Here is a 24,834-nt window from a genome sequence, read left to right on the forward strand (position 1 = left end):
TTCCGCGATCAGTATACCCCTGGGGGGTATATCTGCCTTGATCTACCTTGATCGGATCTTCACTGCGTCTGGGGTGAGCCTCGACATTTCCTCGGCATGCTCGGGGGCATGACAAGCAGCAAGCGACTGGCCGCGCCGGACCTGGCCGTGGTGACGATCGTGGAGTCCGAGGCCTGCCATGTCTGCGCTGAGGCGAACACTGTCCTGGCCGACCTTGGCGGCGAGTTCCCCCTTGCCGTCGAACGGATCGACGCGCGCTCGCGGGAGGGCGCGGCCCTGCTCCAGGAACTGCGCGCCGCGATGACACCGCTGGTGCTGCTCGACGGTGCGTACGTCAGTTCCGGGCGGCTGTCGCGCCGGAGGCTGCGCCGGTTGCTCCGCGCCCGCACCCGTGAGGCGGCGTGAGATGGGAGACCTGCTCACCACCGGATCGGTCCTGGCGGCGTTCTTCGCCGGAGGGGTGGCGCTGTTCGCGCCGTGCTGCATCGTCTTCCTGGCGCCCAGCTACCTGGCCGCTGCGGTCAAGAACCGCCGTTGGCGACTGCTGCCGCTGACCTTCGTCTTCGCCGCGGGTCTGGCCCTGGTGATGCTGCCCCTGACCTTGGGGATGGGGCTGCTGTCGGGGGCGATCGCCCACTACCACCGCGTGCTCTACTGGGCCGGCGGCCTGCTGATGATCCTGCTGGCCGTCTGGTCGCTGACCGGCCGGATGTGGTCGCTTCCGTCGATCCTGCGCGCGCCCGACACCCGGCAGGGTGACTCGGCCAGCTTCTTCTCCCTGGGGGTGTTCTCCGGGGTGGCGTCGGCGTGCTGCGCGCCCGTCCTCGCCGGGGTGATGACGCTCTCGGCGCTCTCGGCGAGCCCCGTCGGCGGGCTGGTGCTGGGGTTGGCGTACGTGTTCGGGATGGTCTTCCCGCTCTTCGTGATGGCGCTGTTGTGGGATCGGCTCCGGCTGGGGGAGCGGACGTTCCTGCGGGCCCGGTCCGTGACGATCCGTCTCGGACGGCGCACCTTGCACACGAATGTGGTGAACATCCTGGTGGCGGTCGCATTCGCCGTCATGGGTGGCTTCGTCATCCAGTTGGCCAACAGCGGCACCATGACCACCGGCCCCGGCTTCCAGGTGGCCATCGGCGACGCGATCGCCATGGTCTTCCGGAGGGTCGAGGTCTGGTCCCGGCCGGTGCCGGAGGTCGTCCTTGGCCTCGGCCTGCTTGCCCTCGTGGCGGTGTTCGTCGTCGCCACGCTGCGGGATCGCCGATCCCCCGCCGCTGCCGCCGGGGACCGCTCCGACGTGGTCGCCGATGCCGCGGCGCCGTCGGACCTGCCGACCCGCCCCTCCTGCCACTGATCCCCAGACCCGTACGAAGGCATGAACCATGAGCACCAGGACTCGGACCGCCACCAAGCCGGCACCATCGCAGAGCCGGTCCCAGCAGCGGCTCGCGGAACTCGACCGCACGCAGACCCGCCGGCACCGCCGCCGGCTCATCGCCTGGGGGATCAGCCTCGTCGTCGCCCTCGTGATCGTCACCGCGGGGATCCTCACCAGCCTGCCGACGCGGTCGGACGGCGCACACCAGGCACCGGACTTCACCCTCACCGACACCTCGGGTGTCTCCCATCACCTGGCGGACCTGCGCGGCAGGAACGTACTGCTCTACTTCAGTGAGGGGGCCGGCTGCCAGATCTGCATCGTCCAGATGGGGGAGATCGCGAAGCGCCAAGCCGACTTCGACAAGCAGAACGTGGTCGTGCTGCCCATCGTGATGAACACCCGGGAGCAGATCCTCGCCGATATGGCCGCCAACAAGGTCACCACACCGTTCCTACTCGACGACGGCACGGCGTCGAAGGCTTACGGAACCCTGGGGAAGGGGATGCACGCCGGCCTGCCCGGCCACAGCTTCGTCCTGATCGACACCCAGGGCCAGCAGCGATGGTACGGGGAGTACCCGTCGATGTGGCTGTCCCCTGATGACCTGCTGAAGGAGATCAGTTCCCGGCTCGACTGACGCCTCTGGTGCAGGGGGCTCCGTCTGCCGATGACAACATGGCGGATCACGAGGATGCTAGTGATCGGGGTCACATGACTCCATGCCCCTGAAGGAGGGCCTCCATGTCTGATTTTGAGGTGAAGAACGTCGGGACTCCCGATGAAGTGCGCGAGTTTCCTCTCGGGCGAGGGGACATCGTCAGCATCGGCGGCGGGGAGGTGGCTCTGATCACGTTGCAGCCGGGCTGGCGCTGGTCGGAGCATGTCAAGCCGGTGGCGGGGACCGACCTGTGCCAGGCGCCGCACTTCCAGTACGTCATCACCGGCCACCTGCAAGGGCGGATGGCGGACGGGACCGCGTTCGAGGCCCGCGCCGGTGATGTCGTCGTCCTGTCGCCGGGCCATGACGCGTGGGTGGTCGGCGACGAGCCGGTCACCACGATCGACTGGGGAGGCGCGCACGTCTGGGGCAAGGCCCAGGGGTGACTCCGCCCGCGGCCGGCCGGCTCTCCTGGCCCGACACCTGGGACGAGATTGCCGGGCCGGCTGCCCCAGAAGCGGCCCGGTGAGGGCCGAGATGCGAGTCCTGCTGGAGACTGCTAGGCTGTCCCAGCAGTTGCGCGGATGTAGTTTAATGGTAGAACATCAGCTTCCCAAGCTGAGAACGCGGGTTCGATTCCCGTCATCCGCTCCAGCATTTCTCGACCCCCGGCGGCCTCGTCGGGGGTTTCGTACGTTCGGACGTTCCCGCGGGAACGTTCCGAGGCGTTCCCGCGGGAACTCCCGGTCCTCGTGGCGGGCCGTGTTCCCGCATCGCACTCCTGTATCGGGAGTCGAACTGAGACGTGTAATACATAGATTGGTGATGTATATATGTGACCCATGGCACTCGATCCTCGCGACGTCGCTCTTGACCTGATGGTCACCAGCGCTCGTTTCACCCGCTTCCTGCGGTGGCACTCCGGCGCTCGCGACATGGATGCAAACTGGCGAGCCCTCTCCTGCCTGGAGGAACGTGGGCCGATGCGGGTGGGGGAGTTCGCCCTGCAGGACCGGCTCAGCCAGCCCGCCGCCACCGCCAAACTCAACAGGTTGGCCGCCGCGGGACTTGCCGAACGCCAAGTGGACCCCTCCGACGCCAGGGCCTGCCTCTACGAGCTGACAGACACCGGCCGCGCACACCTGGCCGAGCTGCGGGAGTCCGCCCTCGCCTTCTTCCTCCCGCGCCTGGAGGCGATGGACGAGGCGACCCGAGCCGAACTCTCCGGCGCCCTGCGCACCGTCGAGCGCCTGATGACCGATCCTGCGCCCACCTGCACGCCGGCCGAGGCGCCGGCCGACACGTCCACCGGGACGCGGGCTGGACGCGACGCCAACCAGCCCCACGACGACACTGAAGGAGCACGATGACCGTACGCACCGATCCGACCCCCGCGGGACCGATCACGGCGGGACCGACCCCTGCGGAGCCGAGCAGCGGCCAGCAGGCCCAGGCGCCCGGGATCTTCCGTCAGCCGCGCGCTGTCTGGGCGATGGCCTTCGCCTGTGTCGTCGCCTTCATGGGCATCGGCCTGGTCGACCCGATCCTGCCGGCGATCAGCAGCCAACTGCAGGCCAGCCCCTCCCAGGCGATGTGGCTGTTCACCAGCTACCTGGTGATCACCGGCTTCGCGATGTTCTTCACCAGCGCGGTCTCCAGCCGACTCGGGACGCGGACGACGCTCCTCATCGGCCTGGTCGTGATCGTCGCGTTCGCCGCCGCCGCGGGCGCCTCCGGCAACGTCTGGCAGATCATCGGCTTCCGGGCCGGCTGGGGCCTCGGCAACGCCCTGTTCATCTCCACCGCGCTGGCCGGGATCGTCGGCGCCGCCTCGGGCGGAGTGGACAGCGCGATCATCCTCTACGAGGCGGCGATGGGGCTCGGTCTGGCCACCGGCCCGCTGGTCGGCGGCGCCCTCGGCAGCATCTCCTGGCGCGGCCCCTTCTTCGGCACGGCGGCTCTGATGGCCGTCGGCCTCATCGCCATCGCCGCCCTGCTGCCGCGAGCTCCGAAGCCCGCGCCGGTCCCGCTGTCGGCGACCCTCACCGCCCTGCGTCACCCCGTGTTGATGACCCTCGCGGTGGCCGCCGTCTTCTACAACTACGGGTTCTTCGCCCTGCTCGCGTACAGCCCGTTCCCGCTCGAGACCGCTGGCCGAGCCATCGGTCTGACCATCGGCGCCCAGCAGCTCGGTCTGGTCTTCTTCGGCTGGGGGCTGTGCCTGGCCCTCACGTCCGTGTTCGCCGCGGAACCGCTGGTCACCTGGCTCGGCCGTGGCCCGGTGCTCACCGCGACGCTGCTCCTGCTGGCCGTCGACCTCGGAGTGATGGCACTGCTCGAGGCTCGCTTCTGGGTGCTCGTCGCCGGCATCGTCATCGGCGGCCTGCTGCTCGGCGTGATGAACACCGTGCTCACCCAGTCGGTGATGGAGTCCACCGACCTGCCCCGCTCCGTCGCCTCGTCGACCTACTCCGGCGTCCGGTTCCTCGGCGGCGCACTGTCGGCCGCGGTGGCGGGACCGATCGCGGTGGCCTTCGGCCCGGCCGTACCGTACGTGGTCGCTGCCGTGGCCTTCGTCCTTTCGGCGCTGCTGCTGGTCGTCCGCCGGCACCACCTTGCCGCGATCGACCGGCACGTGACCGCCCAGGACGTCGCGGAGGAGACCGCCGACGAGCGGGCCGTGGTGACCCAGGCCGAGCACCTCGTCGAGGACTCGGACACGGCTGCTGCCGTGACCTCGACCGTCCGGGTGCGCTGACGCGCCACAGGTCGGCGGCCGACCGTAGGACAGGAGGACAACGCCGGTCCGGTCCCTCCGGACCGGACCGGCGTTGCGCATGCTGGTGGGGTGCCTCAGACGTTCCCGCTGGAACGTCCCGCGACGACTATCGGCCGATCGGCCACCGCTCAGGCGATGCCCGCCACGGCCAATGCGTTGCGGTAGAACTCGCTGTCGGCCCGCAGCGCGCTCGGTGTGTCCAGGGCGGTCATCCGGCCGGCCTCGATCACCATGATCCGGTCGCAGATGTCCAGCGTCGACATCCGGTGCGCGATGATCACCACGGTCAGCCGCCCGTGCAGGTCCGCCAGCGTCCGGCGGATCAGGGATTCGCTCACCCCGTCGAGGGCTGAGGTCGGCTCGTCGAGGATCAGCAGTTCGGGCTTGCCGACCAAGGCGCGGGCGATGGACAGCCGCTGGCGCTGACCGCCGGAGAGCTGGCTGCCGCGCTCGCCCAGATGCGTGTCGAACCCGTGGGGGAGCGCCTCGATGTCCGCGAGGATGTTCGCCTGGCGGGCGGCGAAGCGCAGCTCCTCCTCGGTGATGCCCTCACGGAAGAACCGGATGTTCTCCGCCACCGTGCCGGTGAAGAGCCGGGCGTCCTGCGCGACGAAGGCGACCCGGTCGCTCCACCAGTCCCGGTCGATGTCCTCCAGCGGCACGCCGTCGGCCCGCAGTGTTCCCGTCGACGGCGGGCGCAGGCCCAGCAGCAGCTGGGCAAGGGTGGACTTGCCGGCACCCGAGGGGCCGATCACGCCGAGCGCCTCGCCCGGCTCCAGCCGGAAGGTGACGTCGGACAGGGCGGTCCGATCCGGTGTGTACGCGTACGACACGTCGTCCGCCTCGAACGGGACGACCGACGCGGGACGTACGGTGCCGATCGGGGCGGGCCGGTCGGCGTACCCCTTGACGACCTCCTCGACCCATTCGAGGAACGGCAGGAACCCGGCGATGGACGCCGAGGCGTTGGACAGCTGCTGGCCGTAGCTCAGCGAGCGCAGCATCAGCAGCATGACCGCGCCGATGATCGACAGGTTGCGGAAGCCCACCAGGAAGAGCACCCCGACGCCGGCGAGGACGGCCCCGTACGCCAGCGAGGTGTAGATCTGCGGTTGGGCGCCTTGGAGGACCTGGGTGCGGCGCTGCGTGACGGTCGACTCGACGGTGAGTTCGTCGATCCGCCCCTCGAAGGCGCGGCGTGTGCCGTACGTCTGCATCTCCAGGCCGAGCGCGCCGAGCTCGGAGACCGCATTGGCGAAGTCGAGCCCGGCCCGGGCGTTCTTCGCCGATCGGCGGCGGATCGAGCGGCGCATCGGGCTGAGCACGCTGCCGACCAGGGACAGGGCGAAGAGGACGGCCACCGTCGACACCAGATCGACGGCCACGCCGGCGAGGAGGAAGGCGACCAGGCTGAGCGACGCGGTGATCGCGGTGGCCAGCACGGACACCGCTTGGGTGATCCGGCTGACGAAGGAGGTCAGCAGCTCCTGCAACCGTCCGGCCGGATCGGCCTGTTGGACCGACCAGCTGGTGCGCAGGAAGGCATGGGAGAGGCGCTGGCGCTGTTCGGTCGAGACGACCGCGGTCAGGTCCGCGGACAGCTGGACGGCGACCAGGCTGAGGACGACGCGCAGCACGAGACTTCCGGCGGCGGCGATCAGGGCGATGTTGATCGGCAGATACTGCCCGTACGCCGGCCCGACGAGACCCTTGCCGCCGACCAGGGCCATCCCGATCCCGGTGAGCAGGACGATGAACATCGCCTCCAGCATCGCCGCGGCGAGGGATGCCAGGGACAGCAGAGTGATCCGCCCCTTGTGCGGCATCAGCAGCGTTCGCATCACGGCCCAGCCACTGCGGGTGCCTGGCTTGGCGCCCGCCTTCCGGAAGGGCCACTTCATGCCATCACCATCCCCGGGGCGGCGTACGTCCTTCCGGTCTGTACTCGCCTCGGGGAAGCTGGATGGGCACTGGCATTCATGAGGTCGATTCTGCCTCACTGCCCCGGTTCGGCGAATTCTCGCCCGGATCGGGGTGGGCGTCCGACGGCGCGGCCGGCGACCAGCAGCAGGCCCAGAGTGGCGCAGACGGCCATCAGGCTGAACACCAGCGGGATCGAGGTTTTCCACAGCAGGCCGGCGACCGCTGTCATCGCCGCTGTCCCCAGGCCGGTCGCCACCGCGTTCATGGTGCCCTGGACGGCGCCGGTGAGTTGAGGCGGGACGTCGTCGTTGAGGAAGCGGACGAACCCGACCTGCGCGACGGCGAACGTGGCGCCGTGCAGGGGCTGGGACAGCGCCGCCGGCCACAGCGATCCGGTGAACCCGAGCACCAGCCAACGGACGACCGCGGCGCCCAGGGCGATCGCCAGCATGGCTCGTACGGACAGTCGCCGCTCGAAGCGCGGGGCCAGCGAGAGGACCGCGATCTCACCGAGCGGCGCCAGGACGATCAGTGCGCTGACCAGCCCGGGGGAGGCCCCCAGCTCAGCGAACCGGACCGCCCCGAACGTGTAGTACGCCGCATGGGAGGACTGCAGGAACGTCATCACCAGCATCATCACCACCACGTTGCGGCGCCGGAACAGCGTCGACCACTCCCGTCCCGACCCGGCCCGCTGCAGGGCGACCTCCGGGTGCCCGGTGGGGGCCAGCCCGAGCAGGCCGAGCACGAGGCAGGCGCCGGCGAACAGCCAGAGCAGCGCCTCGGTGCCCCACCGTGCCTGGACGGCGCCCGCGGCGAAGGTCCCGATGACGAAGCCGATCGAGCCGATCCGCCGGGTGGGGCCGTATGAGAGCAGCCTGCGCGCCGCGGAGAGGGTGGCCAGCGTCTCCAGGCCGGGCAGCAGGATGGGGTAGGTCAGGCCGAGCGCGACGGAGGCGACCATCACCAGCGCGACCGAGCCGTGGGGCAGGAACATCGCCGCGCCGGCGACCGAGACCCAGGGGAGGATGCGCAGGATCGTGCGAAGTCCGGCATAGCGGTTGGCGATGGGGAAGATCAGCGCGACGGCGATGCTGCGGGCGACCAGGCCGGTGGTGACGGCGAGGCCGGCGGTGGCAGGCGAGATGCCTCGGCCGATCAGGAACACCGCCCAGTAGGAGGTGTAGACGGCCCACGACCCCAGGAACAGGAACATCTGGGTGCCGATCCACGTCTTCACCCGCCCGAGTCTAGGAGGCGGGCTTGTCAGAGCAGGAAGGCAGAATGGTGCCCATGACGCAGCCCACACCTGCCCTTGCCCCTCGAGCCCAGGCCTCAGCGGCGCCCGGCCCTGTGGCCTCGGCGGCGCCCCGGGTCGGCATCGCCGGCTACTCGTCGGCGAGCTGGCTGCACGTCGGGCCGATCGTCGCCGCTGGTGGGGTGGTGTCCGCGGTCGCGACCCGCAACCCGGCCCGGCGGGCCCAGGCCGAGGCGGACACCCCGGGCGTACGGATCGTGGACGACCTGGAGGCGATGCTGCAGCTGCCGGATCTCGACCTGATCGTGCTGAGCACCCCGACCGGCCTGCACCACGACCACGCCCTCCAGGTGATCGCCGCCGGGCTGCCGGTGGTCGTGGAGAAGCCCCTCGGCATCGACGTGGCCGAGGTGCGGGAGGTCGTGGAGGCCGCGGACGACGCTGACGTGCCCCTGACGGTGTTCCTCCAGCGTCGGTGGGATCCCTCCCACCTCGCCGCCCGCCATCTCGTGGAGACCGGGGCACTCGGCGACGTGTGGCGGCTGGAGTACCGCTGGGAGCGCTGGCGTCCCGAGCCGCTGCACCGCTGGCGCGAGGACACCCCCACCGCGATGGGCGGGGGGCAGTTGCTCGACCTCGGGCCGCACATGCTCGATCTGGCCGTGCAGTTGTTCGGGCCCGTCGGGTCGGTGTACGCGGAGCTGAGCTCGCGCCGCCAGGTCTCCGACGACGACACCCACCTGGTGCTCCACCACGTCGGTGGTCAGGTGAGCCACCTCGACATCGGTTCGCTGGTCGCCGCCCCGGGACCCCGCCTGCGGATCGTCGGCAGTGAGGGAACGTACGTCTACGACGACTTCACCGACGACGGCAAGGTGACGCCCATCTATCCCGACCTGGCGGATGCTCCGGGCTCCTGCGGTTGGCTCTACCGCGGGCCCCAGGAGCGTGAACCCGTCGCCGCGGTGCCGGGGGAGTGGGCCGACTTCTATCGGCAGCTGTTCGACGGCCTGAGCGGGCCGGAGCGGAGGGCGGACCTGCCCGTCGCGCCGGCTGACGTGCTCCACCTCGCCGAGATCTTCGACGCCGCCCAGCGCAGCGCCGCCCAGGGGCAAGTGGTGGCTGTCCGGTTGTGAGGCGCTGCGGTCCTGAGGACGTACGCTCCTGAGGACGTACGCTCCTGAGGACGTACGCTCCTGAGGCGTACGGTCCTCTGTCCGCGGGACGGCCCGCGGGTGGGGCGTGCCGCTGGTGCAGGATGGGTGTTCCACTCTCCACCACGCCCCACCGGGAGGTCCCGTGCTCGCCGCTCTGCTCCAGGTCGTCCTGCCGGTGGCGTTGGTGGCGGGGCTCGGGATGGTGCTGGCGCGCAAGTTCGTCCTCGACCCGGACACGATCGGCAAGATCAACCTCTACGGGCTGACGGCGCCGCTGGCGTTCGACTCGCTGATGAAGACCAAGGTGTCACTGACGGAGGGACTGACCCTGGGCGGCGCGCTGCTGCTCGTGTCGGCCCTCGGCGCACTGATCGCCTGGCTGGTGACGCTGCGGGCGCCGCGCGGGACGAAGGCGGGTGTCGTCGGCGCGGTGGTGCTCGGGAACAACGGCAACTTCGGCCTGCCGATCGCCCTGCTCGCCCTTGGTCAGGTCGGCATGGACCAGGCGATGATCCTGTTCGTCGTGTCGCTGGTGGTGATGTTCACGGTGGGGCCGATCCTGATGGGCTCCGGCGGCGGCATCCTCTCCGGCCTGAAGAACTTCGCCAAGCTTCCCGTCACGTGGGGGATGGCGCTGGCCGGACTGCTGCGGCTGCTGAACTGGCAGCTGCCGATCGGCATCTCACGCGGCATCGAGCTCCTCGCCGGCGCGGCGGTGCCGATGGTCCTGCTCGCCCTCGGCGTCCAGCTCACCCAGTCCCAGCGGCTGCAGCTGACCCGCCCGGTGCTCACCGCGGTCGGCCTGCGCGTCGTCGCCTTCCCCCTGCTTGCCGTGGCGGTCGCGGCGCTGTTGCGGATGGATGCGATGGCGACGAGCAGTCTGGTCCTCGCCTGCGCGATGCCGACCGCCGTGAACGCGTTCATGCTGGCCCGGGAGTACGGCTCCGATCCCGAGACCGCCGCGAGTGCGGTCGCGCTGAGCACGCTGCTCAGTGTGGGGTCGCTGACGGTCGTGATCTCGGTGCTGCCGGCGTCCCTGGTGTAGGCCGTCAGAGCGTCGCGCCGGCCGCCTCCGTTGTCGGGTCGGGCGGCAGTGTTGTGGCGTCCTCCGGTTCGCCGGGCTGGGGGTGCGGCCGATTCCTCCGGCGGGATGGCCGGGAGCCAGCCCGACCGGCTCGACCGTATGCCATGAGGTCTGTCGCGGCGCCCTGGACACCGACGAAGACGACCGTCCCCAGAAGCATGAGTGCCCCGCTCAACAGCGCGAACATCATCCCCAGCTGATACCCGAGCAGGTCCGCGCGCCACGCCAGCAGGCCGAGGGCGAGGGTCAGGGCGTACGGCGTGAGGATGAACGCGGGGGGAGCGGCGACCCGATCGGCGATCTTCGGGGTGCGGGCGAACGGGATCTTGCGTCCCGTGGCGGCCTGCTGCACCGACTTCAGGACGCCGACGAGGTTCACCGGCAGCAGGACGAGGTTGAGGGCCTGCACCCAGATCACATCGCCCCACGTGTGGCCGACCCGGCGCAGGTCAGAAGCCTGGACCAGCATGAACGGCACAGCAGTGAGGAACAGCATCGGACTCACCAACGCGCCGACAGCCGGCATCAGGAGCAGCAACAGGGCGGCCAGACAGGTCCAAGCGATCGATCCCAGATAATCCACCCGCAACGCCACCTCGATCGGACGGACCCGCTCCCCTCGGGCCCGGCGTCCCTGCACCACGTCGCGGATCCGCGGCAGGATGATCAGCCCGCCGTTCGCCCATCGGCGTCGCTGCACCACGAGTGAGCCGAAGTCGGGTGGTGTGGCGCTGTAGCTGAGGCGCTCCGGGTAGTTGACCAGGCGCCACCCCCGCGCCGCGAGGTCCATGCTCGACTCGGTGTCCTCGATCACCGTACGGTCCTGGATGTAGCTGCGGATCCGGAAACCGCGCTCGGCGTGCTCAGTGACGATGTCGTCCAGTGCGGGGCGGCGGATGATCGCGTTGGCCCCGACCCAGAACGTCGCGTCGAAGGAGGTCTTGCCCACGTGGTGGAGGTGCTGCAGGTCCGTGGTCGCCCCGGCGACCTGTTCGACCATCGTCGGGGCGCCGGGGATCGAGCAGTAGGGCGTCTGGATCACCGCCACGTCCTCATTCCCCGGCCGCTCGATCTCGTGGACGAGGCGTACGCAATAGTCGCGGATCAGCAGTGAGTCGGCATCGAGGGTGAGGACGTAGTCGGCGTCGGGAACGACAAGGTCGGCCGAGGCCAGGTCGGGTGCCGGCACCAGGACCGCACCCGCCCTGGTGCGGAAGATGCGCCACGCCTGACCCATCAGGGCGAGGTAGGAGTTGAGGTTCATCGCCTTGTTCGCGGCGTGCGACAACGAGGCGTACCGCTTGCGCTCGAACAGCCCGGTCTCGGCCGTGAAGATCCGGACGAGGCGGCGATGACGGTCCAGCATCTCCACGGCGGTGGGGCGTTCGTCGCGCTCCAGCGCCTCGTCCAGCGCCACCGCCTCGGTGACGAGGTCCTCGGCCAGCGCCAGGAACACCTGGTCGACGAGGAAGGCGTCCGAATGGTCGATGAGCTCCTCATCGGCGGCCAGGTCCCTGAGCCACAGCGTCGCACGTTCGTACGTCTCGATCAGTGCCCGGACCTCGTGGGTGGCCACCCCGGGGCCGGGGCGGCCCGGAACGTCTCCAGGGCCTCCGTGCAGAACCGCCGCGGCGCCTCCAACTGCTGAGCGATCTCCGCAGGCAGGCGGCGCGTCTCGTCGAGTTTCGCGAGCGTCGCCGGGTCGGTGGGGAACGGCGGGTCATCGACCAGGAGCACCAGGCGCAGTCGCGGGAACTCCTGCAGCGCCGCCGACCAGAGCGTCGCGCGAACCACGCGGGGTTCCTCGGCGTACGAGGGCACGAGCACCGTCATCGTGTCCGGAGAGAACCGGAAGTGGCGGTCGAGCTCCTCACGGTCAGTGCGCCGGTGGGTCCGCAACCGGTCGAGGGCGGCGGCCCGCCCGATCTGGTACATCACCGAGGAGAAGCACAGTGCGGTCGCGGCGAGCACGATGAGGACAACGGTGACGAGACCCACCGCAGTGAGGTGGCGCCGCGGGACGCGGAGCACCGTGTCGGCGACGAACACCAGCCACAGTGCGACGGTGAGTGCCGGGGCCACCCGGGCCCAGCGCTCCTCCGCGCGCGACGGGACGGCATGGGTGAGGGACGGGTAGACCTCGGCGCAGGCATGGGCCCACGCCGGATTCGGCCGGGGCCGCATGGTGACCGGCCCCAGGGCCTCGGAGACCTCGGACACGCGCACTCCAATCGGGCAAGACAGTCCCAGCGGCGCGCGACAGTGCTCCGGCCGCCGCGCCAGCAGCCGGAGCACAGTCTATGGATCTGTGAGCAACCTATGGGCGCAAACCGGCGCGCCAGTGGTCCTTCGCCGCCGCCACTTCTCGCAATTCCTCGGTGATCGCGTCCACCGCGCGCCGCGCGAACTCCCGCGGCTCGGCCGCCGGGTCCACAGGCTCCGCGACGATGCGATGGATGATCCCGTCCTCGAGCATCTCCTGGGCGCCGACGCGTTGGAGCTCCGACAGTTCGCGGGCGTGTGAACCGTCCTTGTAGACGATCGCACTGGCCCCCTCCGGCGGGAGGGGCGAGAGCCAGGCGCGTTCCATCGCGATCATCCGGTCGGCCGGCATCATCGCGAGGGCGCCGCCACCAGTGCCCTGGCCGAGGATCATCGACACCGACGGCACGGTGGTGCGGGCGAGCCAGGCGAGCGTACGGGAGATCTCCCCGGCCAGAGCGCCCTCCTCGGCCTCCGGCGAGAGGTCGGCCCCGGGCGTGTCGACGATGGTGACGAGCGGCAGGCCGAGCATCTCGGCGAGGCGGATGCCTCGCTGGGCGGCACGCAGGCCGGCCGGTCCCAGCGGCCCACCCGTCATCTGGATGTGGCGATCCTGGCCGACGATCACGCACGGCAGGCCGTCGAGGCGGGCGAGCGCGAGCAGCATGCCCGGTCCGTGCTCGGCACCCGTGCCGGAGAGGGTGAGGACGTCGCTGGCGGCGTACCGGAGCACCTCGCGGATGCCGGGGCGGTCGCTGCGCCGAGTCACCTCGATGGACTCCCAGACCGACCCCTCGCGCGGCGGGAGGGGGCACGGCTGGCCCTTCTCGCGGGGAGCGCCGAGATCGATGGGGGTGAGCACCCGCAGCGCCGTCGCCGCGATGGCCCGCAGTTCCTCCGGCGCGACGATGGCGTCGATGATGCCGTGGTCGACCAGGTTCTCGGCGACCTGGACGCCCTCGGGGAACGGCCGGTCGTTGAGCACCTCGTAGACCCGGGGGCCGAGGAAGCCGAGCATCGCCTCGGGCTCGGCGACGGTGATATGCCCCAGCGAGCCCCACGAGGCGAAAACGCCGCCGGTCGTCGGGTGGCGCTGGTGGACGATGTAGGGCAGGCCGGCGTCCTTGTGGGCGATGATGGCGCGGGAGATCGACACCATCCGTACGAACGCCGGGGTGCCCTCCTGCATCCGCGTCCCACCCGAGGAGGTGGACGCGATCAGGGGCAGCTTCTCGGCCGTCGCCCTTCTTACGGCGGCCTCGATGCGGATCGCCGTGTCCCGACCGATCGAACCGCCGAGGAACCGGAAGTCGCCGATGATGTAGGCCATCGGGCGGCCCTCGATGGTCGCGCGGCCGGTGATGACGGCCTCGTCCATGCCGGACTTCTCACGGGCGACGAGGACTTGGTCGCGGTAGTCCGGTGGATATCCGGACAGGTCGATCGGCTCGTCCCAGGACTCCTGGGAACCCGGATCGACCACAAGGTCGACAAGTTCCTGCGCACGCCATCGTTTCGCCATGGCGGACAGTGTGGCAGAGGCCGGCTCAGGCGGCCGCCGGCAGTTCGATCGCGAACAGTCTCTCGACGCACTCGCGGAGGCTGAAGCCCTCACCTGCTCCGTCGGGGAAGATCCGGTCCGGTTCGGCGGCGGCGGACTGGACCGCCTCGGAGACGATGGCGTCGCTGGCGGCCGGGCCGAGTGGTTGGTCGGCCAGGGCGGGGTCGGGACCGATGGCGCCGATCGCCCGCCCGTCCGGCAAGGTGAAGAGCCACGCCCCGGGCCGTCCGGTGAGCCGTACGCCTCCCTCATGGACGTACGTGTGATGCGCTTGGCAGAGCAGCAGGAGATTGTCGAGGTCTGTGGCGCCGCCATCGGCCCAGAACCGGATGTGGTGCGCCTTGAGCCGGCGGTGCTGGGTGCAGCCCGGGAACTGGCACGACCCGTCCCGCACCCGCAATGCCCGGCGCTGGGACGGCGTGGCGAATCGGCGGGTGCGACCCATGGCGAGAACGTCGCCCTCGTGGTCGATGATCATCCCCACGATGTCGGCGTCACAGGCGAGTCGGGTGGCGCTGGCCGCCTCGATCGGTCCGCCGCGTTCGATCCAGGCCTGTCCGCGGCGGCCGCGGCGGGCTGGGCGACCGGGGCCGGGGACGTTCCCGCGGGAACGTCATCGGAGATCTCTGTGACATCCTCGACGCCGATTCCGGAGCCCGTCGTTGTGGCGGTCCCCCTGCCCGTCTCGTCGGCAGCAACCTCGTGGGGAACTGTCAGCAGTTCGGCACTGACGTGGACGACGACGAGGTGAGGATCGTCGGTGGACGTCCTCGGCACGGTGTCGAGGTAGCCGCGGGCAACGTCGCAGAGCGCCAGGACCGGATCCGCGAAGTGGTGGGACCCGTCGTCGGACTGCTCGGACTCGTCCGGCTCATCGAGTTGGCGGTCGGACGCGGCCTCCACAGCTCCCCGGACCATGGCTGCCTCCTCAGGTAGGAGGGTGACGCTCAGTCGCACCATGCCGTCGTCGGTCTCCCGCCACGAGAGTCGACGACGGGCCAGTTGGGCCAGGTGACTCCCATCCTGGGCGCGGTAGGAGCGTACGGTGCGGGCGAGCTGTGACGCCGTCTGCAGCGACGCCAGCTCGCAGAGCTGTTCCTCGTCGACGCGGCCGGCTAGACGCGTCAGCTCTCGCACCTTCGAGTAGGTGAAGACGCCGTCGGCGAACCGGGCTGCCACCACCGGCATCGAGCGCAGGGCGCGGGCAACGCGGAGATGCTCCCGGGCCGTCCCGGCACTCATCGAGCAGGCCCAGGCGAGCCAGTGCGCGCACGACGTGATCCCCTCGAACCAACCCCATCCCGCACCGGCATCGAACTCCCCGATCAACTCCAGCAGGCGCGCGTCGCACTGTGCCTGTGCCGTCGCCGCCGACTGGATGCCGACGCCGATGCCCTCGGCTGCGGCGCGCGGCATCCGATCGGCATCCAATGCCTCCGACCATTCCCACATGACTCCCCCTATGGGACAAACGTGCGATACCCGACCCTCAAAGGGTGAGCGCCGGGTCTGACATCGTGATGTCCCCTGAAGTCGTCGTCGGCGTGGTGCTGGCGATCGCCAAAACCGGACGGGAGGCGAAGGGCGTACGGAAGGCCCTCAACAGGCCACTGCGGAGACCGTCCGCCTCAGCCCTCGGTGCCCGCCATTAGGGTGAGGGCCATGACCGTTCCACGCGCCGACCGGCCCGCGGTCGGGCCCAGCCGCCACTGGCGCGTCTCCGCCACCGCGCGCCTCCTCGTGACCGCCATCATGGCCATCGTCGGGCTCTCCGCCTGCGGATCGCCGGCCCCGAGCGCCGGGCAGGCGGCGTCAGGGGCCGGGCAGTCATCAACCTCTGCGACGACGCTCACCGTCTTCGCGGCGGCGTCCCTGGCCGGACCGTTCGACCAGATCGCCACCGCCTTCAGCGCGGCGCATCCCGGCGTGACGGTGCGCTACAGCTACGGGGGCTCGTCCGACCTGGTCAGCCAACTGGCCGCCGGGGCGCCCGCCGATGTCCTCGCCACCGCCGACGAACGGACGATGCAGCAGGCCAAGGACCAGGGCCTGGTGCCGCAGTCCACGCTCTTCGCCACCAACCAGCTGGCGATCCTCGTCGCGAAGGGCAACCCGCTGGGCATCGTCGGCGCCCGCGACCTGAGCCACCCTGCACTGAAGCTGGTCACCTGCGCCCCGCAGGTCCCCTGTGGGGCCGCCACCGACCGCACCCTCAAGGCCGCCGGCATCAGCGTCAGCCCGGTCAGTGAGGAGGCCAACGTCACCGACACCGCCGGCAAGGTCACCTCGGGCCAGGCCGACGCCGCGGTCGTCTACACCACCGACGTGGCCAAGGCCGAGGCTGCCGGGAAGGGGACGGGTATCCCGCTGGGCATCGACCAGACGCCGAACCGCTACCCGCTCGGCGTCACGACGTCGGGCGCGAAGGGTTCAGCTGCCGCGGCGGCGCAGGACTACGTGGCGTACGTGACAGGCCCGGACGGCCAGGCGATCCTCGCCAGGGCCGGGTTCGGCAGGCCGTGACGCCGGGCACACGCAAGGCCGTGAGGCAGGCTCGGAGGCAGGCTCGGACGGACCCCGCGGCCCGGAACGGGCAGCGCCATCGGTTCGCGCTGCCCGGCTGGTTGTGGATCCCCGCGACCGCCGGACTGCTGTTCCTGGCGCTGCCCGTGGCGGCCATGGCGCTCGGCACCGACTGGCGTCACTTCGGGATCCTGATCACCTCACCGTCGGCCCTCATCGCGCTGGGTCTGTCGCTGCGCAGCGCCGCCGCGGCGACCGTCCTCAGCCTCGTGTTCGGAGTGCCGCTCGCCGTCGTCCTGGCCCGGGCCGATCTGCCCGGTCACCGGCTGATCCGCTCCCTGGTGATGCTTCCCTTGGTGCTACCGCCCGTCGTCGGCGGTCTCGCCCTGTTGCTGACGTACGGACGCACCGGGCTGCTCGGTCGGTGGTTGGAGATCGCCGGGGTCCACATCGCGTTCACCACCACCGCCGTGGTGCTCGCCCAGACGTTCGTGGCCATGCCGTTCCTGGTCATCTCGCTGGAAGGGGCCCTGCGTTCCGGCACCGAGGCGTACGAACGGGTGGCGGCAACCCTGGGGGCGGGTCCGAGTCTGGTGCTGCGCCGGATCACCCTGCCGCTGGTCGCCCCCGGCCTGGTGTCGGGCCTGGTGCTGGCCTTCGCCCGGGCGCTGGGGGAGTTCGGCGCGACGCTGACGTTCGCCGGGTCGCTGCAGGGCACCACCCGCACTCTGCCGCTGGAGGTCTACCTGCAGCGTGAGGTCGACCCGGCCGCCGCCGTGGCGCTGTCCCTGGTGCTCGTCGCCGTCGGCGCGCTGGTGGTGCTGACAGTCGGGTCGCGCGCGCTGGGGGGTGAGCGTGGCTGACGTCCGTCTCGACCTGCGTCTGGCTGCCCGGCAGCTGGACGTGGCCCTCGACGTGCCCGACGGCCAGGTCGTCGCCGTGCTGGGACCGAACGGCGCCGGGAAGTCCACCCTGCTCGGCCTCCTCGCCGGAACGCTGACACCGACCGCCGGCCGGGTGATGGTCGGTGGGCGCGATGTCACCCGCCTGCCGCCGCACCGCCGCCGGGTCGCGCTGCTCGCCCAACAGCCGCTGCTCTTCCCGCATCTGAGCGTGTTGGAGAACGTCGCCTTCGCCCCCCGTGCGGCGGGCGCCACCCGCACGGAGGCGAGGAGGCTGGCCCGGGAACGGCTCGAGGCCGTGGGGGCGGCGGAGCTGGCGGATCGGCGCCCGGGGCAGCTCTCCGGCGGCCAGGCCCAGCGGGTCGCCATCGCCCGGGCGCTCGCGGCCGACCCTGAGGTGTTGCTGCTGGACGAACCCTTCGCCGCCCTCGACGTGGCCGTCGCCCCGCAGCTGCGCGGCCTGCTGCGGGAGGTGTTGGAGGGGCGTACGGCGCTGGTCGTCACCCACGACCTGGTCGATGTGGTGACGCTCGCCGGCCGCGCGGTGGTGCTCGACGCCGGCCGGGTGGTGGAGGACCGCAGCGTCCGCGCCCTGGTCGAGAGCCCGCACAGCCGGTTCGCCGCCGACCTCGCCGGTCGGGTGCTGCTGGAGGGGACGCTGGCAGGGGAACTGCCGCCGGGGCTGCCGGTCGAGGGGACGGTCCGCTCGGGTGACGCCGTGCTGGTCCGGACCTCGCTGGGGCCGGTGGCGGGCCTGTGGGAGGACGACACCGCCGCCGGACCGGGGGTGCGTGCCTTGGCCCTGGTCGATCCGGCGGCGGTGAGCCTCCATCGTGAGGTCCCGCACGGGAGCCCCCGTAACTGCTGGCCGGTCGAGGTGGAAGGGATGGAACCTCGAGGGGGGCAGCTGCGGGTGGTGGCCCGTGCGCTGACCGAGCGTGTGACTTCTCCGGAGCCTCACGACGGGGGGATCCGCGGCCCGGTGGACGCCCCGGAAGGGGGACAGGGCGTACGCCTGGCCGCGGACATCACCCCTGCGGCGGCCGCCGAACTGGCGGTCGCGCCGGGGCGACGTCTGTGGTTCGTGGTCAAGGCCCAGCAGGTACGGGTGTACCGCGGGCACTGACCGGTGGATGGGGGACCGGTGGATGAGCGGGGGATGAGTCGGGGACCGGCGCGCTCAGCCGGCCTTGGGCAGCCGGTCGCCGACCCAGGAGGTCGACCAGGCCGTGTCGGCGGGGGCCGGATCGACGACGTACGCCCGGCAGCCGCGCTCAGAGGCCGCCCAGATCGCGCCGTCACGCCCGGCGACGATGAGAGCGGTGGACAGGATCTCGGCGAGCCCGGCGTTGAGGGCGACGACCGTCGCGGAGCGCGCGCCGTGGGCGGGGCCGTGGTCATGCGGGTCGACGATGTGGTCGCCGCGTTCGTACGCCCCGGAGGTGGCGATGGCTGCGTCTTCCAGTTCCTCGACCCGGACGACCGCCTCGGCGTCGTCCGGGTGGCGGATGCCGATCCGCCAGGGCTGGTCGGGGGCCGGACGGCCGCGGGTGACGATGTCACCGCCGGCGTTGACGCAGACGTTGTCGAAGCCGCGGTCGACGAGCAGGTCGGCGACGAGCTCGGCCGCCCAGCCTTTGACGTAGCCGGACGGGTCGAACCCGCCAGGCACCGCCCACGGGTCGAACGCCCCGCCGGTGACCTCGCGGCCCCAGCGGCAGGCGGCGATGACCTCCATCAGTGCGGCGTGGTCGGGATCAGCGGCGCTGAGATCCGCCTCGGCCAGGCGCCCCGAGCGCAGGGCGCTGACGAGCGACGTCTCGCGGTAGGTGGAGAACACCTCGTCGACCCAGTGCATCAGGTCGACCGCCTCGTGGATCGCCGTGTCCAGGTCGTCGTCGGACGGCCAGGTGCGGGTGCCCTCGACGAGGTCGATGACGACGACGGTTCCCCACATCTCCTGCAGGTGGGTGTAGCGGCGGGCGTCGGGGCGGTGATGGGTCACCGTGGGGCGGGATTCGGAGCTGTCGGGGCCGGGAGAGATCTCGGAGCTGGGAGACATCACAGACCTGCCTTCTTGATCGCGGACTGGAGGGATGTACGGAAGCCTTGGGTGGTGTAGGTGGCGCCGGAGACGCCGTCGATCGTGGCCGACTGTGCCGCCATCGCCTGTTCGACGAGCAGGGGAGCGGCGTAGCTGTTGATCCGGTACGAGTGGCCGTCGCTCAGCGGGACCTGGGTCCACTGGATCCCGGTGATCTTGGTGCCCGAGACGGTGATGGAGACCTGCATGGGGCCGTACGGCGACTGGTAGGCCGACCCCGAGTAGCTGGTGCCGCTGGCGGCGGTGGTGGGAGCGCCGGAGCTGGAGCCGGTCGAGCCGGTAGACCCGGAGCCGGCCGAGCTGGTCGACCCGGAGCCGGTAGACCCCGACCCGGTCGACCCGGTCGACCCGGAGCGGGTGGAGCCCTGCGGCTGGTCGTCGGAGTCATCGCGAGAAGCGAACCGTTCCGCGCCCTCGCTGTCCTCGTCGTCCCCGAAGCCTCGCCGGAGCGCTTGGCCACCCGACGGGGCGGATCCGGTGCCCGGCAACTGGGTGGCACCGTTGGTGTTGCCGTTGCCGGCTGTGGTCAGCGCGGAGCGGGTGGGGTTGAGGACGAGCACGCCGGCCACTCCGGCGACGGTGGCTCCGGTGACGAGGACGGTGGTGAGCGCGGTCTTCATCGTCATCTCACAGATCGAAGATCTCGTGGTGGATGTTCTCGGTGCGGGCACCGAGGGCCCGGGCCGAGCGGACGACCTGGCGGTTCAGCGAGGCGGGGCCACAGACGTAGACCTGGGCATCGTCGAGGCGTCCGACGGTGGCCCGCAGGTGCTCGGGACTGAGCGGGTAGTCGCGGCGATGGCCGGGCATCAGGTGCACCCGGACACGCGGGCGGGCCTGCAGCTCCCACAGTTCGTCGCGGTGTGGCATCTGGTCCATCGACGCGGCCCGGTAGATGATCTCGAGCGGCGCCTCACCGGCCACCCGATCGGCCAGGGCGGCCACCGGGCCGACACCGACACCGCCGGCGATCAGGACCGTACGACGCGTGCGGTCCTCCGGGTCGGGCGCCACACGACCGGGGGTGACGGCGCCGTAGGGGCCCTCCACCATCACCCGGGTGCCGGCCGGCAGGCTCGCCATCGCGGCGGAGGAGTCGCCCAGCGCCTTGACGGTGAGGCGCATCATGTCGCCGCGGATGGCAGAGATCGAGTACGGGTGCCCCTCGTAGCCCAGCCCGGGGTGCAGGAACCGCCAGTTGAAGAACTGGCCCTCCTGGGCGCCCAGCAGCGGCAGGTCACGACCGCGGACCCAGACGCTGGTGACGCCGGGAGCCTCCTGGGTGACGGCGGCGACCCGCAGGCCGTGCCGCAGCGAGCGGTAGATCGGCACCGCGACGCGGTAGCCGATGATCGCCGCGAAGACCGCCACGTAGAGGCCGACCCACAGCGCCCGGGACCAGCCGGACAGGAACGGGCCACCGGCGGTGATCTGGTGGGCGAAGGCCAGCGCGATGCCGAGGTAGGTGTAGAGGTGGATGGTCCACCAGGTCTCGTGCTTGATGGTGCGGCGGACCCGCTTCCAGGAGGTGTAGCCCGCGGCGATGATCGCGGCGGTGCCGGCCAGCGCGGGCAGGATCCACGGCGTGGTGGTGGTCAGGCTCCACAGCTCGACGAACCAGTTGTGCTTGGCGTCCATGCCGTAGCTCAGCGTCACCAGGATGATGTGCACGAAGACCAGCCACATCGCCCACGGCGCGATCCACTTGTGCCAGGTGGCCAGGTGGTCCTGGCCGATGGCCCGCTCCAGCACGGGCAACCGGGCGATCAGCAGGAGCAGGAGCAGGACCCCGTACGTGCCGATCGAGGCGGCCAGCACGGAGATGACGTAGAGGAGGTTCGACAGCGTCCCGGTGAGCGGCAGCACCGCCTGGATGGTCAGGCCCAGCACCACACCGCCGATGGCGCCGACCGCCACCAGGAACCCGGTGGCCCTGCGGGCGTTGGTGTTGTCCTGGGCGGCCTGGTCCCGTAGCGGCGTACGTCGGGAGACATGGGTGCGGGACGGGGCGACCGGGAGGTCGGGGCGGCCGCGGTCCGAGTGACCCGCCGCGCGGCGGGGGAGTCCGTCCTGGCTGCGGTCGCCCGTGACTGTCGCGGTGGCGGCACGGGCGCCGCGGCCGGTGGTGCCGGGGGCGGTCATCGTGGTCGTACGGTACGTGGGCTCCTGCATGACTCCACAGCACAGCCGAACGCTGTGCCCAATCTGTGTCGGCCCCCTGGGGTTCTTGTGAACCCTCCCGGCGCCTCCCCGACAGGTGCCCGGGGGATCCCTGAACCGACCCCTGTCGGCGTCGTCCGCCGCCGCTCAGCAGGGCCGAGAGGCACCCGCGAACCTACACTGGGCCCACCGCGTGTGCGGGTTCGCGAGCCGAGGAACCGAGGGGAGGCGCCGCCGTGCAGCCGAGGCAGCAGGGCCAGACGACGACCGTCGAGGCCACCGGCGTCCTCTTCGAGCCCCGCTCGGACGATCCCGGCGCCCTCGTCGATGCCGCGGGTCGGCAGCCGGTGATCGACCTGACCCGGCGGCTGCGGCCGGCCTCCACGCCCATCGACGACAAGAAGCTCACCCCGTTCCTCGGCTACTGGGGCCAGTTGCGGCCCGGCCAGAGCCCCGAGGCGTACGTCATCAAGGTCATCCGGATCGCCACCACACCCCACGGCCGCCCCGACGCGGGCACCCCGCTGGTTGGCCCGCAGGCGTCTCGGCTGCTGGCGAATGAGGAGGAGGCGGCGCGCCGCAACGGGCTGCTGCCGGACGACGTGCCGGCCACCGGAGTCGGCGGCGGGTACGCCTGGGTGGTCCGCCGCTACATCCACGGCCTGACCCTGTCCCAGACGCGGACCCAGGGCGGGCTGGAGGGCAACCGTGGCGTCCTGGCCCGGCTGCTGCTGGCGAGGATCGCCGAACTCCACACCCGCACCTACAACGGCCACCCGCTCTTCCACGGCGACATCAAGCCGGCGAACGTCATCGTCCAGGTCGCCGGCCGCGAGATCACCGGCGTGGAACTGATTGACTACGAGTCCGGTGGCGCGACCGGTGACGACGGCCCGGCCTGGCGGCACGCGACGTTCCAGTTCGCCAGCCCCGAACACTTCCTCTCACCGCGGATCGACCAGGCCTCCGACGTGTTCTCCTGGGGCCTGACCGTCCTCGACATGTACGCGCCCAACCGTCACCCGTTCGTCGGGGACCTCGAGGACCTGCGGGAGTACGAGGAGGCGTACGGCACCGGCCGTCCCGCCGACGAGGCCGTGCTGGCGTGCATCGTCGACCCGGTGGTCCGCGAGTGCGTCCGCCTGGCGCTGACCGTACGGTCCGACGAACGCCCCAGCGCCCGGGCGCTCTACAGCCGGCTGACGGCAGGCAGCGCGGCGCGTCCCGCCGGCCCGGTGCAGGCGCCGACGACCACCTTCGAGCTGCCGCGTCGCGACGTGGACGACCCCGACGCGACCGCCTTGCGCAATTACGGCCTCTCGGGCGAGGGGCCGGGCGGGCCGGCCGCAACGTACGTCCCGGGCGGGCCGGCCGCAACGTACGTCCCGGGCGGGCCGGCCGCAACGTCTGCCCCCGGCACCCCGTACGCCCCCGGCGACCCCGCCACGCGGGTCGCCCCGACCCGGGCGGTCCCCGTCCCGCTGGGCGAGGAGGAACCGCCGCCCCCGGTGGAGCGGCCGCGCGCCGGGCTGCCGACCGACACCGCCGATCCCGACTCCGTGCCGGCCCAGCTCGCCGCCTGGTGGCGGCAGGTCTTCACCGTCGAGGGCTACCTCGGTGCGGAGACGTTCGGTCCGGGTCTGTGGGCCGGCTATCTCGCCGCCACGGTGCTGGCCGGCATCGGGGTGGGCGTCCTTGTCGGGGTCGTCCTGTTGGCCCTCGGAAGGGTGCTGGTCCCATGAGCGTGTCCTCCTTCGACGAGGCCGAGCGGCGCCGGCTGGCCCGGCTCGCCCGGCACGAGGCGTCGATGCGGTACCGGCGCCGGACCCGGATCCTGCGCCTGGCCGGACTGGCCGTCGCGGTGCTGGTGCTCGTCCTCGTGGTGGTCCGCTGATGGCGCGCTATCTGTGTCCCCAGTGCGCGGTGCACTACCGGGCGAGCGAGTTCACCACCTACACCGCCCAGAGTGAGCCCTGGTCCCCGCCGCGACGCGACGCCCTGCGTACGCTCGGGCACGGGGTGCGGACCCTGCTCGGGACGACTGGTACCGACCGGGACCGGGAGCGGGCCGAACACCTCGAGATGCTCCGCCTCGGCGTGCACCACCGGTGCCCTCAGGGCCATGTGATGCCGGCGGAGTTCCTCCGGCGCGAGACCCTGCCGATCGGGCTCGTCGGCCCCTCCTCGGTGTCGAAGTCCACCTACCTCGCGGTCCTGCTGCAGCGGATCGTCGGCATGACCGACCTCGCCCCGATGGGCCTCACGTTCACGGTCGAGGAGCGGTCCAAGGCGATCTACCAGCGCGACTACGTCACCCCGCTGGCGATGCGCCGCCCGCCCGAGCAGACGCGGCTGGAGCGGACGGCCCCGCTCGTCGTACGGATGCACCGGGACTGGGCGGCCGAGGACGACGTCAACCTGCTGTTCTTCGACGCGGCGGGGGAGGGCTACCGGGACGCCCGCTCCAGCGCCGAGCTCAACCCTTACCTGTCGGTGATGTCCGGCGCCCTGGTCTTCTGCTCCCCGATCAACCTTGCGTTCGGTCCGGACGGGGCGGACGCCGGGTTCGCGCTGCCCCCGGGATCGAAGGGGCCACCGCGCCCGGCGCGGGCACGGTTGTCGCGTCGCTCCAGTCGGCTCGCGCGGTGGCGGACCAGCGGCGCGACCCCATCCCGACCGGCGTGGTGGTCGCCAAGTGCGACGAACTCGCCCCGTTGGAGGCCCGTCAGGCGCACCCGGGCCAGGCCATCCCGCTCGACGGGCGCTTCTACGGGCACGAGGACGCCTATCTGCGCAGGCAGTCCCGGTGGCCGTACGAGTTGCTCGCCCACCACGGCCAGGCGATCCTCGCCGAGGTGGAGCGCTTCTCCCTGCTCATCCGCTACCACGCGGTGTCGGCGACCGGCTGCCCGGTGAACAACCTCGGCATGTTCGACGCCATCGAACCGGTCCGGGTGCACGAGCCGCTGCTCGGCCTGCTGCACGACATGGGGCTGCTCGCCGGCGCGGCGCCCCTCTTTGCGCAGGAGCGCGCCCATGGCTGAGATCGAGCAGGCGGTGATCGGCTGGGGCCCCACCAGTAACG

General features: G+C 71.3%; 25 protein-coding genes and 1 tRNA gene. 16 read left to right on the forward strand and 10 right to left on the reverse strand.

All coding sequences use genetic code 11. The features are described from left to right. Positions 1-108: 108 nt before the first annotated feature. The 7 genes from Rai3103_RS08130 (at position 109) to Rai3103_RS08160 (ending at position 4,794) form a co-directional block, all read left to right on the forward strand. A complete protein-coding gene (locus Rai3103_RS08130) occupies positions 109-405 on the forward strand; it encodes a glutaredoxin family protein (RefSeq protein ID WP_228489265.1) in 297 nt (98 codons plus the stop codon). A gap of 1 nt (position 406) precedes the next feature. Then, complete coding sequence (locus tag Rai3103_RS08135; RefSeq protein WP_153572173.1) at positions 407-1,351, forward strand: cytochrome c biogenesis CcdA family protein; 945 nt, start codon at positions 407-409, stop codon at positions 1,349-1,351. A gap of 28 nt (positions 1,352-1,379) precedes the next feature. Next, positions 1,380-2,015 (forward strand): peroxiredoxin family protein, encoded by a 636-nt coding sequence (locus tag Rai3103_RS08140; RefSeq protein WP_153572174.1) that lies wholly within the window; start codon positions 1,380-1,382, stop codon positions 2,013-2,015. Positions 2,016-2,119: 104 nt separating this feature from the next. Further along, complete coding sequence (locus Rai3103_RS08145; protein WP_153572175.1) at positions 2,120-2,482, forward strand: cupin domain-containing protein; 363 nt, start codon at positions 2,120-2,122, stop codon at positions 2,480-2,482. Positions 2,483-2,616: 134 nt separating this feature from the next. Further along, positions 2,617-2,690, forward strand: a tRNA-Gly gene (locus tag Rai3103_RS08150). 188 nt (positions 2,691-2,878) lie between these two features. Further along, a complete protein-coding gene (locus tag Rai3103_RS08155) occupies positions 2,879-3,406 on the forward strand; it encodes a MarR family winged helix-turn-helix transcriptional regulator (RefSeq protein ID WP_153572176.1) in 528 nt (175 codons plus the stop codon). Between the two features lie 122 nt (positions 3,407-3,528). After that, positions 3,529-4,794 (forward strand): MFS transporter, encoded by a 1,266-nt coding sequence (locus Rai3103_RS08160; protein WP_422396041.1) that lies wholly within the window; start codon positions 3,529-3,531, stop codon positions 4,792-4,794. A gap of 149 nt (positions 4,795-4,943) precedes the next feature. On the opposite strand, the gene Rai3103_RS08165 is transcribed toward Rai3103_RS08160, so the two are convergent. Beyond that, the gene (locus Rai3103_RS08165; RefSeq protein ID WP_153572178.1) at positions 4,944-6,716 is read right to left on the reverse strand and encodes an ABC transporter ATP-binding protein; all 1,773 of its coding nucleotides are present in this window, start codon (positions 6,714-6,716) and stop codon (positions 4,944-4,946) included. A gap of 95 nt (positions 6,717-6,811) precedes the next feature. After that, positions 6,812-7,978 (reverse strand): MFS transporter, encoded by a 1,167-nt coding sequence (locus tag Rai3103_RS08170; protein WP_153572179.1) that lies wholly within the window; start codon positions 7,976-7,978, stop codon positions 6,812-6,814. Positions 7,979-8,031: 53 nt separating this feature from the next. Between Rai3103_RS08170 and Rai3103_RS08175 the strand changes: the two genes are divergently transcribed. Next, a complete protein-coding gene (locus tag Rai3103_RS08175) occupies positions 8,032-9,132 on the forward strand; it encodes a Gfo/Idh/MocA family protein (protein WP_153572180.1) in 1,101 nt (366 codons plus the stop codon). A 163-nt stretch (positions 9,133-9,295) separates the two neighbouring features. Beyond that, positions 9,296-10,198 carry an AEC family transporter gene (locus Rai3103_RS08180; RefSeq protein ID WP_228489266.1) on the forward strand — a complete coding sequence of 301 codons (903 nt, stop codon included), beginning with the start codon at positions 9,296-9,298 and terminating at the stop codon, positions 10,196-10,198. Between the two features lie 4 nt (positions 10,199-10,202). On the opposite strand, the gene Rai3103_RS08185 is transcribed toward Rai3103_RS08180, so the two are convergent. From Rai3103_RS08185 to Rai3103_RS08205, 5 genes are all read right to left on the reverse strand, one after another. Then, entirely contained in the window at positions 10,203-11,813 is a 1,611-nt protein-coding gene (locus Rai3103_RS08185) for a glycosyltransferase family 2 protein (RefSeq protein ID WP_153572181.1), read from the reverse strand. Then, positions 11,786-12,457 (reverse strand): glycosyltransferase family protein, encoded by a 672-nt coding sequence (locus Rai3103_RS08190; RefSeq protein ID WP_153572182.1) that lies wholly within the window; start codon positions 12,455-12,457, stop codon positions 11,786-11,788. Before Rai3103_RS08190 ends, Rai3103_RS08185 begins: the two co-directional genes overlap by 28 nt. 97 nt (positions 12,458-12,554) lie before the next feature. After that, positions 12,555-14,021, reverse strand: a complete 1,467-nt coding sequence (locus Rai3103_RS08195; protein WP_153572183.1) for a carboxyl transferase domain-containing protein — start codon at positions 14,019-14,021, stop codon at positions 12,555-12,557. A gap of 25 nt (positions 14,022-14,046) precedes the next feature. After that, the gene (locus Rai3103_RS08200) at positions 14,047-14,544 is read right to left on the reverse strand and encodes an HNH endonuclease signature motif containing protein (RefSeq protein WP_277873011.1); all 498 of its coding nucleotides are present in this window, start codon (positions 14,542-14,544) and stop codon (positions 14,047-14,049) included. Further along, positions 14,535-15,512 (reverse strand): DUF222 domain-containing protein, encoded by a 978-nt coding sequence (locus Rai3103_RS08205; protein ID WP_153572185.1) that lies wholly within the window; start codon positions 15,510-15,512, stop codon positions 14,535-14,537. The genes Rai3103_RS08200 and Rai3103_RS08205 overlap by 10 nt, the downstream gene beginning before the upstream one ends. Before the next feature lie 210 nt (positions 15,513-15,722). On the opposite strand from Rai3103_RS08205, the gene modA reads away from it, so the two are divergent. The 3 genes from modA to Rai3103_RS08220 are packed head-to-tail and all read left to right on the forward strand — an operon-like array spanning position 15,723 to position 18,611. Next, the gene (gene modA, locus Rai3103_RS08210; RefSeq protein ID WP_153572186.1) at positions 15,723-16,583 is read left to right on the forward strand and encodes a molybdate ABC transporter substrate-binding protein; all 861 of its coding nucleotides are present in this window, start codon (positions 15,723-15,725) and stop codon (positions 16,581-16,583) included. 20 nt (positions 16,584-16,603) lie between these two features. Continuing rightward, a complete protein-coding gene (locus Rai3103_RS08215; RefSeq protein ID WP_338420087.1) occupies positions 16,604-17,446 on the forward strand; it encodes an ABC transporter permease in 843 nt (280 codons plus the stop codon). After that, the gene (locus Rai3103_RS08220; RefSeq protein ID WP_153572187.1) at positions 17,439-18,611 is read left to right on the forward strand and encodes a sulfate/molybdate ABC transporter ATP-binding protein; all 1,173 of its coding nucleotides are present in this window, start codon (positions 17,439-17,441) and stop codon (positions 18,609-18,611) included. Before Rai3103_RS08215 ends, Rai3103_RS08220 begins: the two co-directional genes overlap by 8 nt. Positions 18,612-18,665: 54 nt before the next feature. On the opposite strand, the gene Rai3103_RS08225 is transcribed toward Rai3103_RS08220, so the two are convergent. The 3 genes from Rai3103_RS08225 to Rai3103_RS08235 are packed head-to-tail and all read right to left on the reverse strand — an operon-like array spanning position 18,666 to position 21,761. Beyond that, positions 18,666-19,547, reverse strand: coding sequence for an FAD:protein FMN transferase (locus Rai3103_RS08225; protein WP_153572188.1), 882 nt, complete (start codon positions 19,545-19,547; stop codon positions 18,666-18,668). Further along, complete coding sequence (locus Rai3103_RS08230; protein ID WP_153572189.1) at positions 19,547-20,215, reverse strand: FMN-binding protein; 669 nt, start codon at positions 20,213-20,215, stop codon at positions 19,547-19,549. Before Rai3103_RS08230 ends, Rai3103_RS08225 begins: the two co-directional genes overlap by 1 nt. A gap of 1 nt (position 20,216) precedes the next feature. Continuing rightward, positions 20,217-21,761 (reverse strand): ferredoxin reductase family protein, encoded by a 1,545-nt coding sequence (locus Rai3103_RS08235; RefSeq protein WP_153572190.1) that lies wholly within the window; start codon positions 21,759-21,761, stop codon positions 20,217-20,219. 224 nt (positions 21,762-21,985) lie between these two features. On the opposite strand from Rai3103_RS08235, the gene Rai3103_RS08240 reads away from it, so the two are divergent. From Rai3103_RS08240 to Rai3103_RS08255, 4 genes are read left to right on the forward strand one after another with little or no spacing between them, the layout of a single operon-like run. Then, on the forward strand, positions 21,986-23,491 hold the full coding sequence (locus tag Rai3103_RS08240) for a serine/threonine-protein kinase (RefSeq protein WP_153572191.1): 1,506 nt from the start codon (positions 21,986-21,988) through the stop codon (positions 23,489-23,491). Continuing rightward, positions 23,488-23,643 (forward strand): hypothetical protein, encoded by a 156-nt coding sequence (locus Rai3103_RS08245; RefSeq protein WP_153572192.1) that lies wholly within the window; start codon positions 23,488-23,490, stop codon positions 23,641-23,643. Before Rai3103_RS08240 ends, Rai3103_RS08245 begins: the two co-directional genes overlap by 4 nt. Further along, positions 23,643-24,665 (forward strand): hypothetical protein, encoded by a 1,023-nt coding sequence (locus tag Rai3103_RS08250; RefSeq protein WP_153572193.1) that lies wholly within the window; start codon positions 23,643-23,645, stop codon positions 24,663-24,665. The genes Rai3103_RS08245 and Rai3103_RS08250 overlap by 1 nt, the downstream gene beginning before the upstream one ends. Continuing rightward, complete coding sequence (locus tag Rai3103_RS08255; protein ID WP_153572194.1) at positions 24,605-24,793, forward strand: hypothetical protein; 189 nt, start codon at positions 24,605-24,607, stop codon at positions 24,791-24,793. Before Rai3103_RS08250 ends, Rai3103_RS08255 begins: the two co-directional genes overlap by 61 nt. Positions 24,794-24,834: the final 41 nt, after the last annotated feature.

Origin of the sequence: Raineyella fluvialis (assembly GCF_009646095.1) — a bacterium.
GTDB lineage: Bacteria > Actinomycetota > Actinomycetes > Propionibacteriales > Propionibacteriaceae > Raineyella > Raineyella fluvialis.

Bases quoted from the DNA above. Each gene is read 5' to 3' on its own strand.
- Rai3103_RS08145 (WP_153572175.1), top strand. From the start codon at position 2,120: ATGTCTGATTTTGAGGTGAAGAACGTCGGGACTCCCGATGAAGTGCGC.
- Rai3103_RS08230 (WP_153572189.1), bottom strand. From the start codon at position 20,215: ATGACGATGAAGACCGCGCTCACCACCGTCCTCGTCACCGGAGCCACC.
- Rai3103_RS08205 (WP_153572185.1), bottom strand. From the start codon at position 15,512: ATGTGGGAATGGTCGGAGGCATTGGATGCCGATCGGATGCCGCGCGCC.
- Rai3103_RS08250 (WP_153572193.1), top strand. From the start codon at position 23,643: ATGGCGCGCTATCTGTGTCCCCAGTGCGCGGTGCACTACCGGGCGAGC.
- Rai3103_RS08155 (WP_153572176.1), top strand. From the start codon at position 2,879: ATGGCACTCGATCCTCGCGACGTCGCTCTTGACCTGATGGTCACCAGC.
- Rai3103_RS08235 (WP_153572190.1), bottom strand. From the start codon at position 21,761: ATGCAGGAGCCCACGTACCGTACGACCACGATGACCGCCCCCGGCACC.
- Rai3103_RS08175 (WP_153572180.1), top strand. From the start codon at position 8,032: ATGACGCAGCCCACACCTGCCCTTGCCCCTCGAGCCCAGGCCTCAGCG.
- modA (WP_153572186.1), top strand. From the start codon at position 15,723: ATGACCGTTCCACGCGCCGACCGGCCCGCGGTCGGGCCCAGCCGCCAC.
- Rai3103_RS08135 (WP_153572173.1), top strand. From the start codon at position 407: ATGGGAGACCTGCTCACCACCGGATCGGTCCTGGCGGCGTTCTTCGCC.
- Rai3103_RS08195 (WP_153572183.1), bottom strand. From the start codon at position 14,021: ATGGCGAAACGATGGCGTGCGCAGGAACTTGTCGACCTTGTGGTCGAT.
- Rai3103_RS08165 (WP_153572178.1), bottom strand. From the start codon at position 6,716: ATGAAGTGGCCCTTCCGGAAGGCGGGCGCCAAGCCAGGCACCCGCAGT.
- Rai3103_RS08140 (WP_153572174.1), top strand. From the start codon at position 1,380: ATGAGCACCAGGACTCGGACCGCCACCAAGCCGGCACCATCGCAGAGC.
- Rai3103_RS08130 (WP_228489265.1), top strand. From the start codon at position 109: ATGACAAGCAGCAAGCGACTGGCCGCGCCGGACCTGGCCGTGGTGACG.
- Rai3103_RS08245 (WP_153572192.1), top strand. From the start codon at position 23,488: ATGAGCGTGTCCTCCTTCGACGAGGCCGAGCGGCGCCGGCTGGCCCGG.
- Rai3103_RS08225 (WP_153572188.1), bottom strand. From the start codon at position 19,547: ATGTCTCCCAGCTCCGAGATCTCTCCCGGCCCCGACAGCTCCGAATCC.
- Rai3103_RS08160 (WP_422396041.1), top strand. From the start codon at position 3,529: ATGGCCTTCGCCTGTGTCGTCGCCTTCATGGGCATCGGCCTGGTCGAC.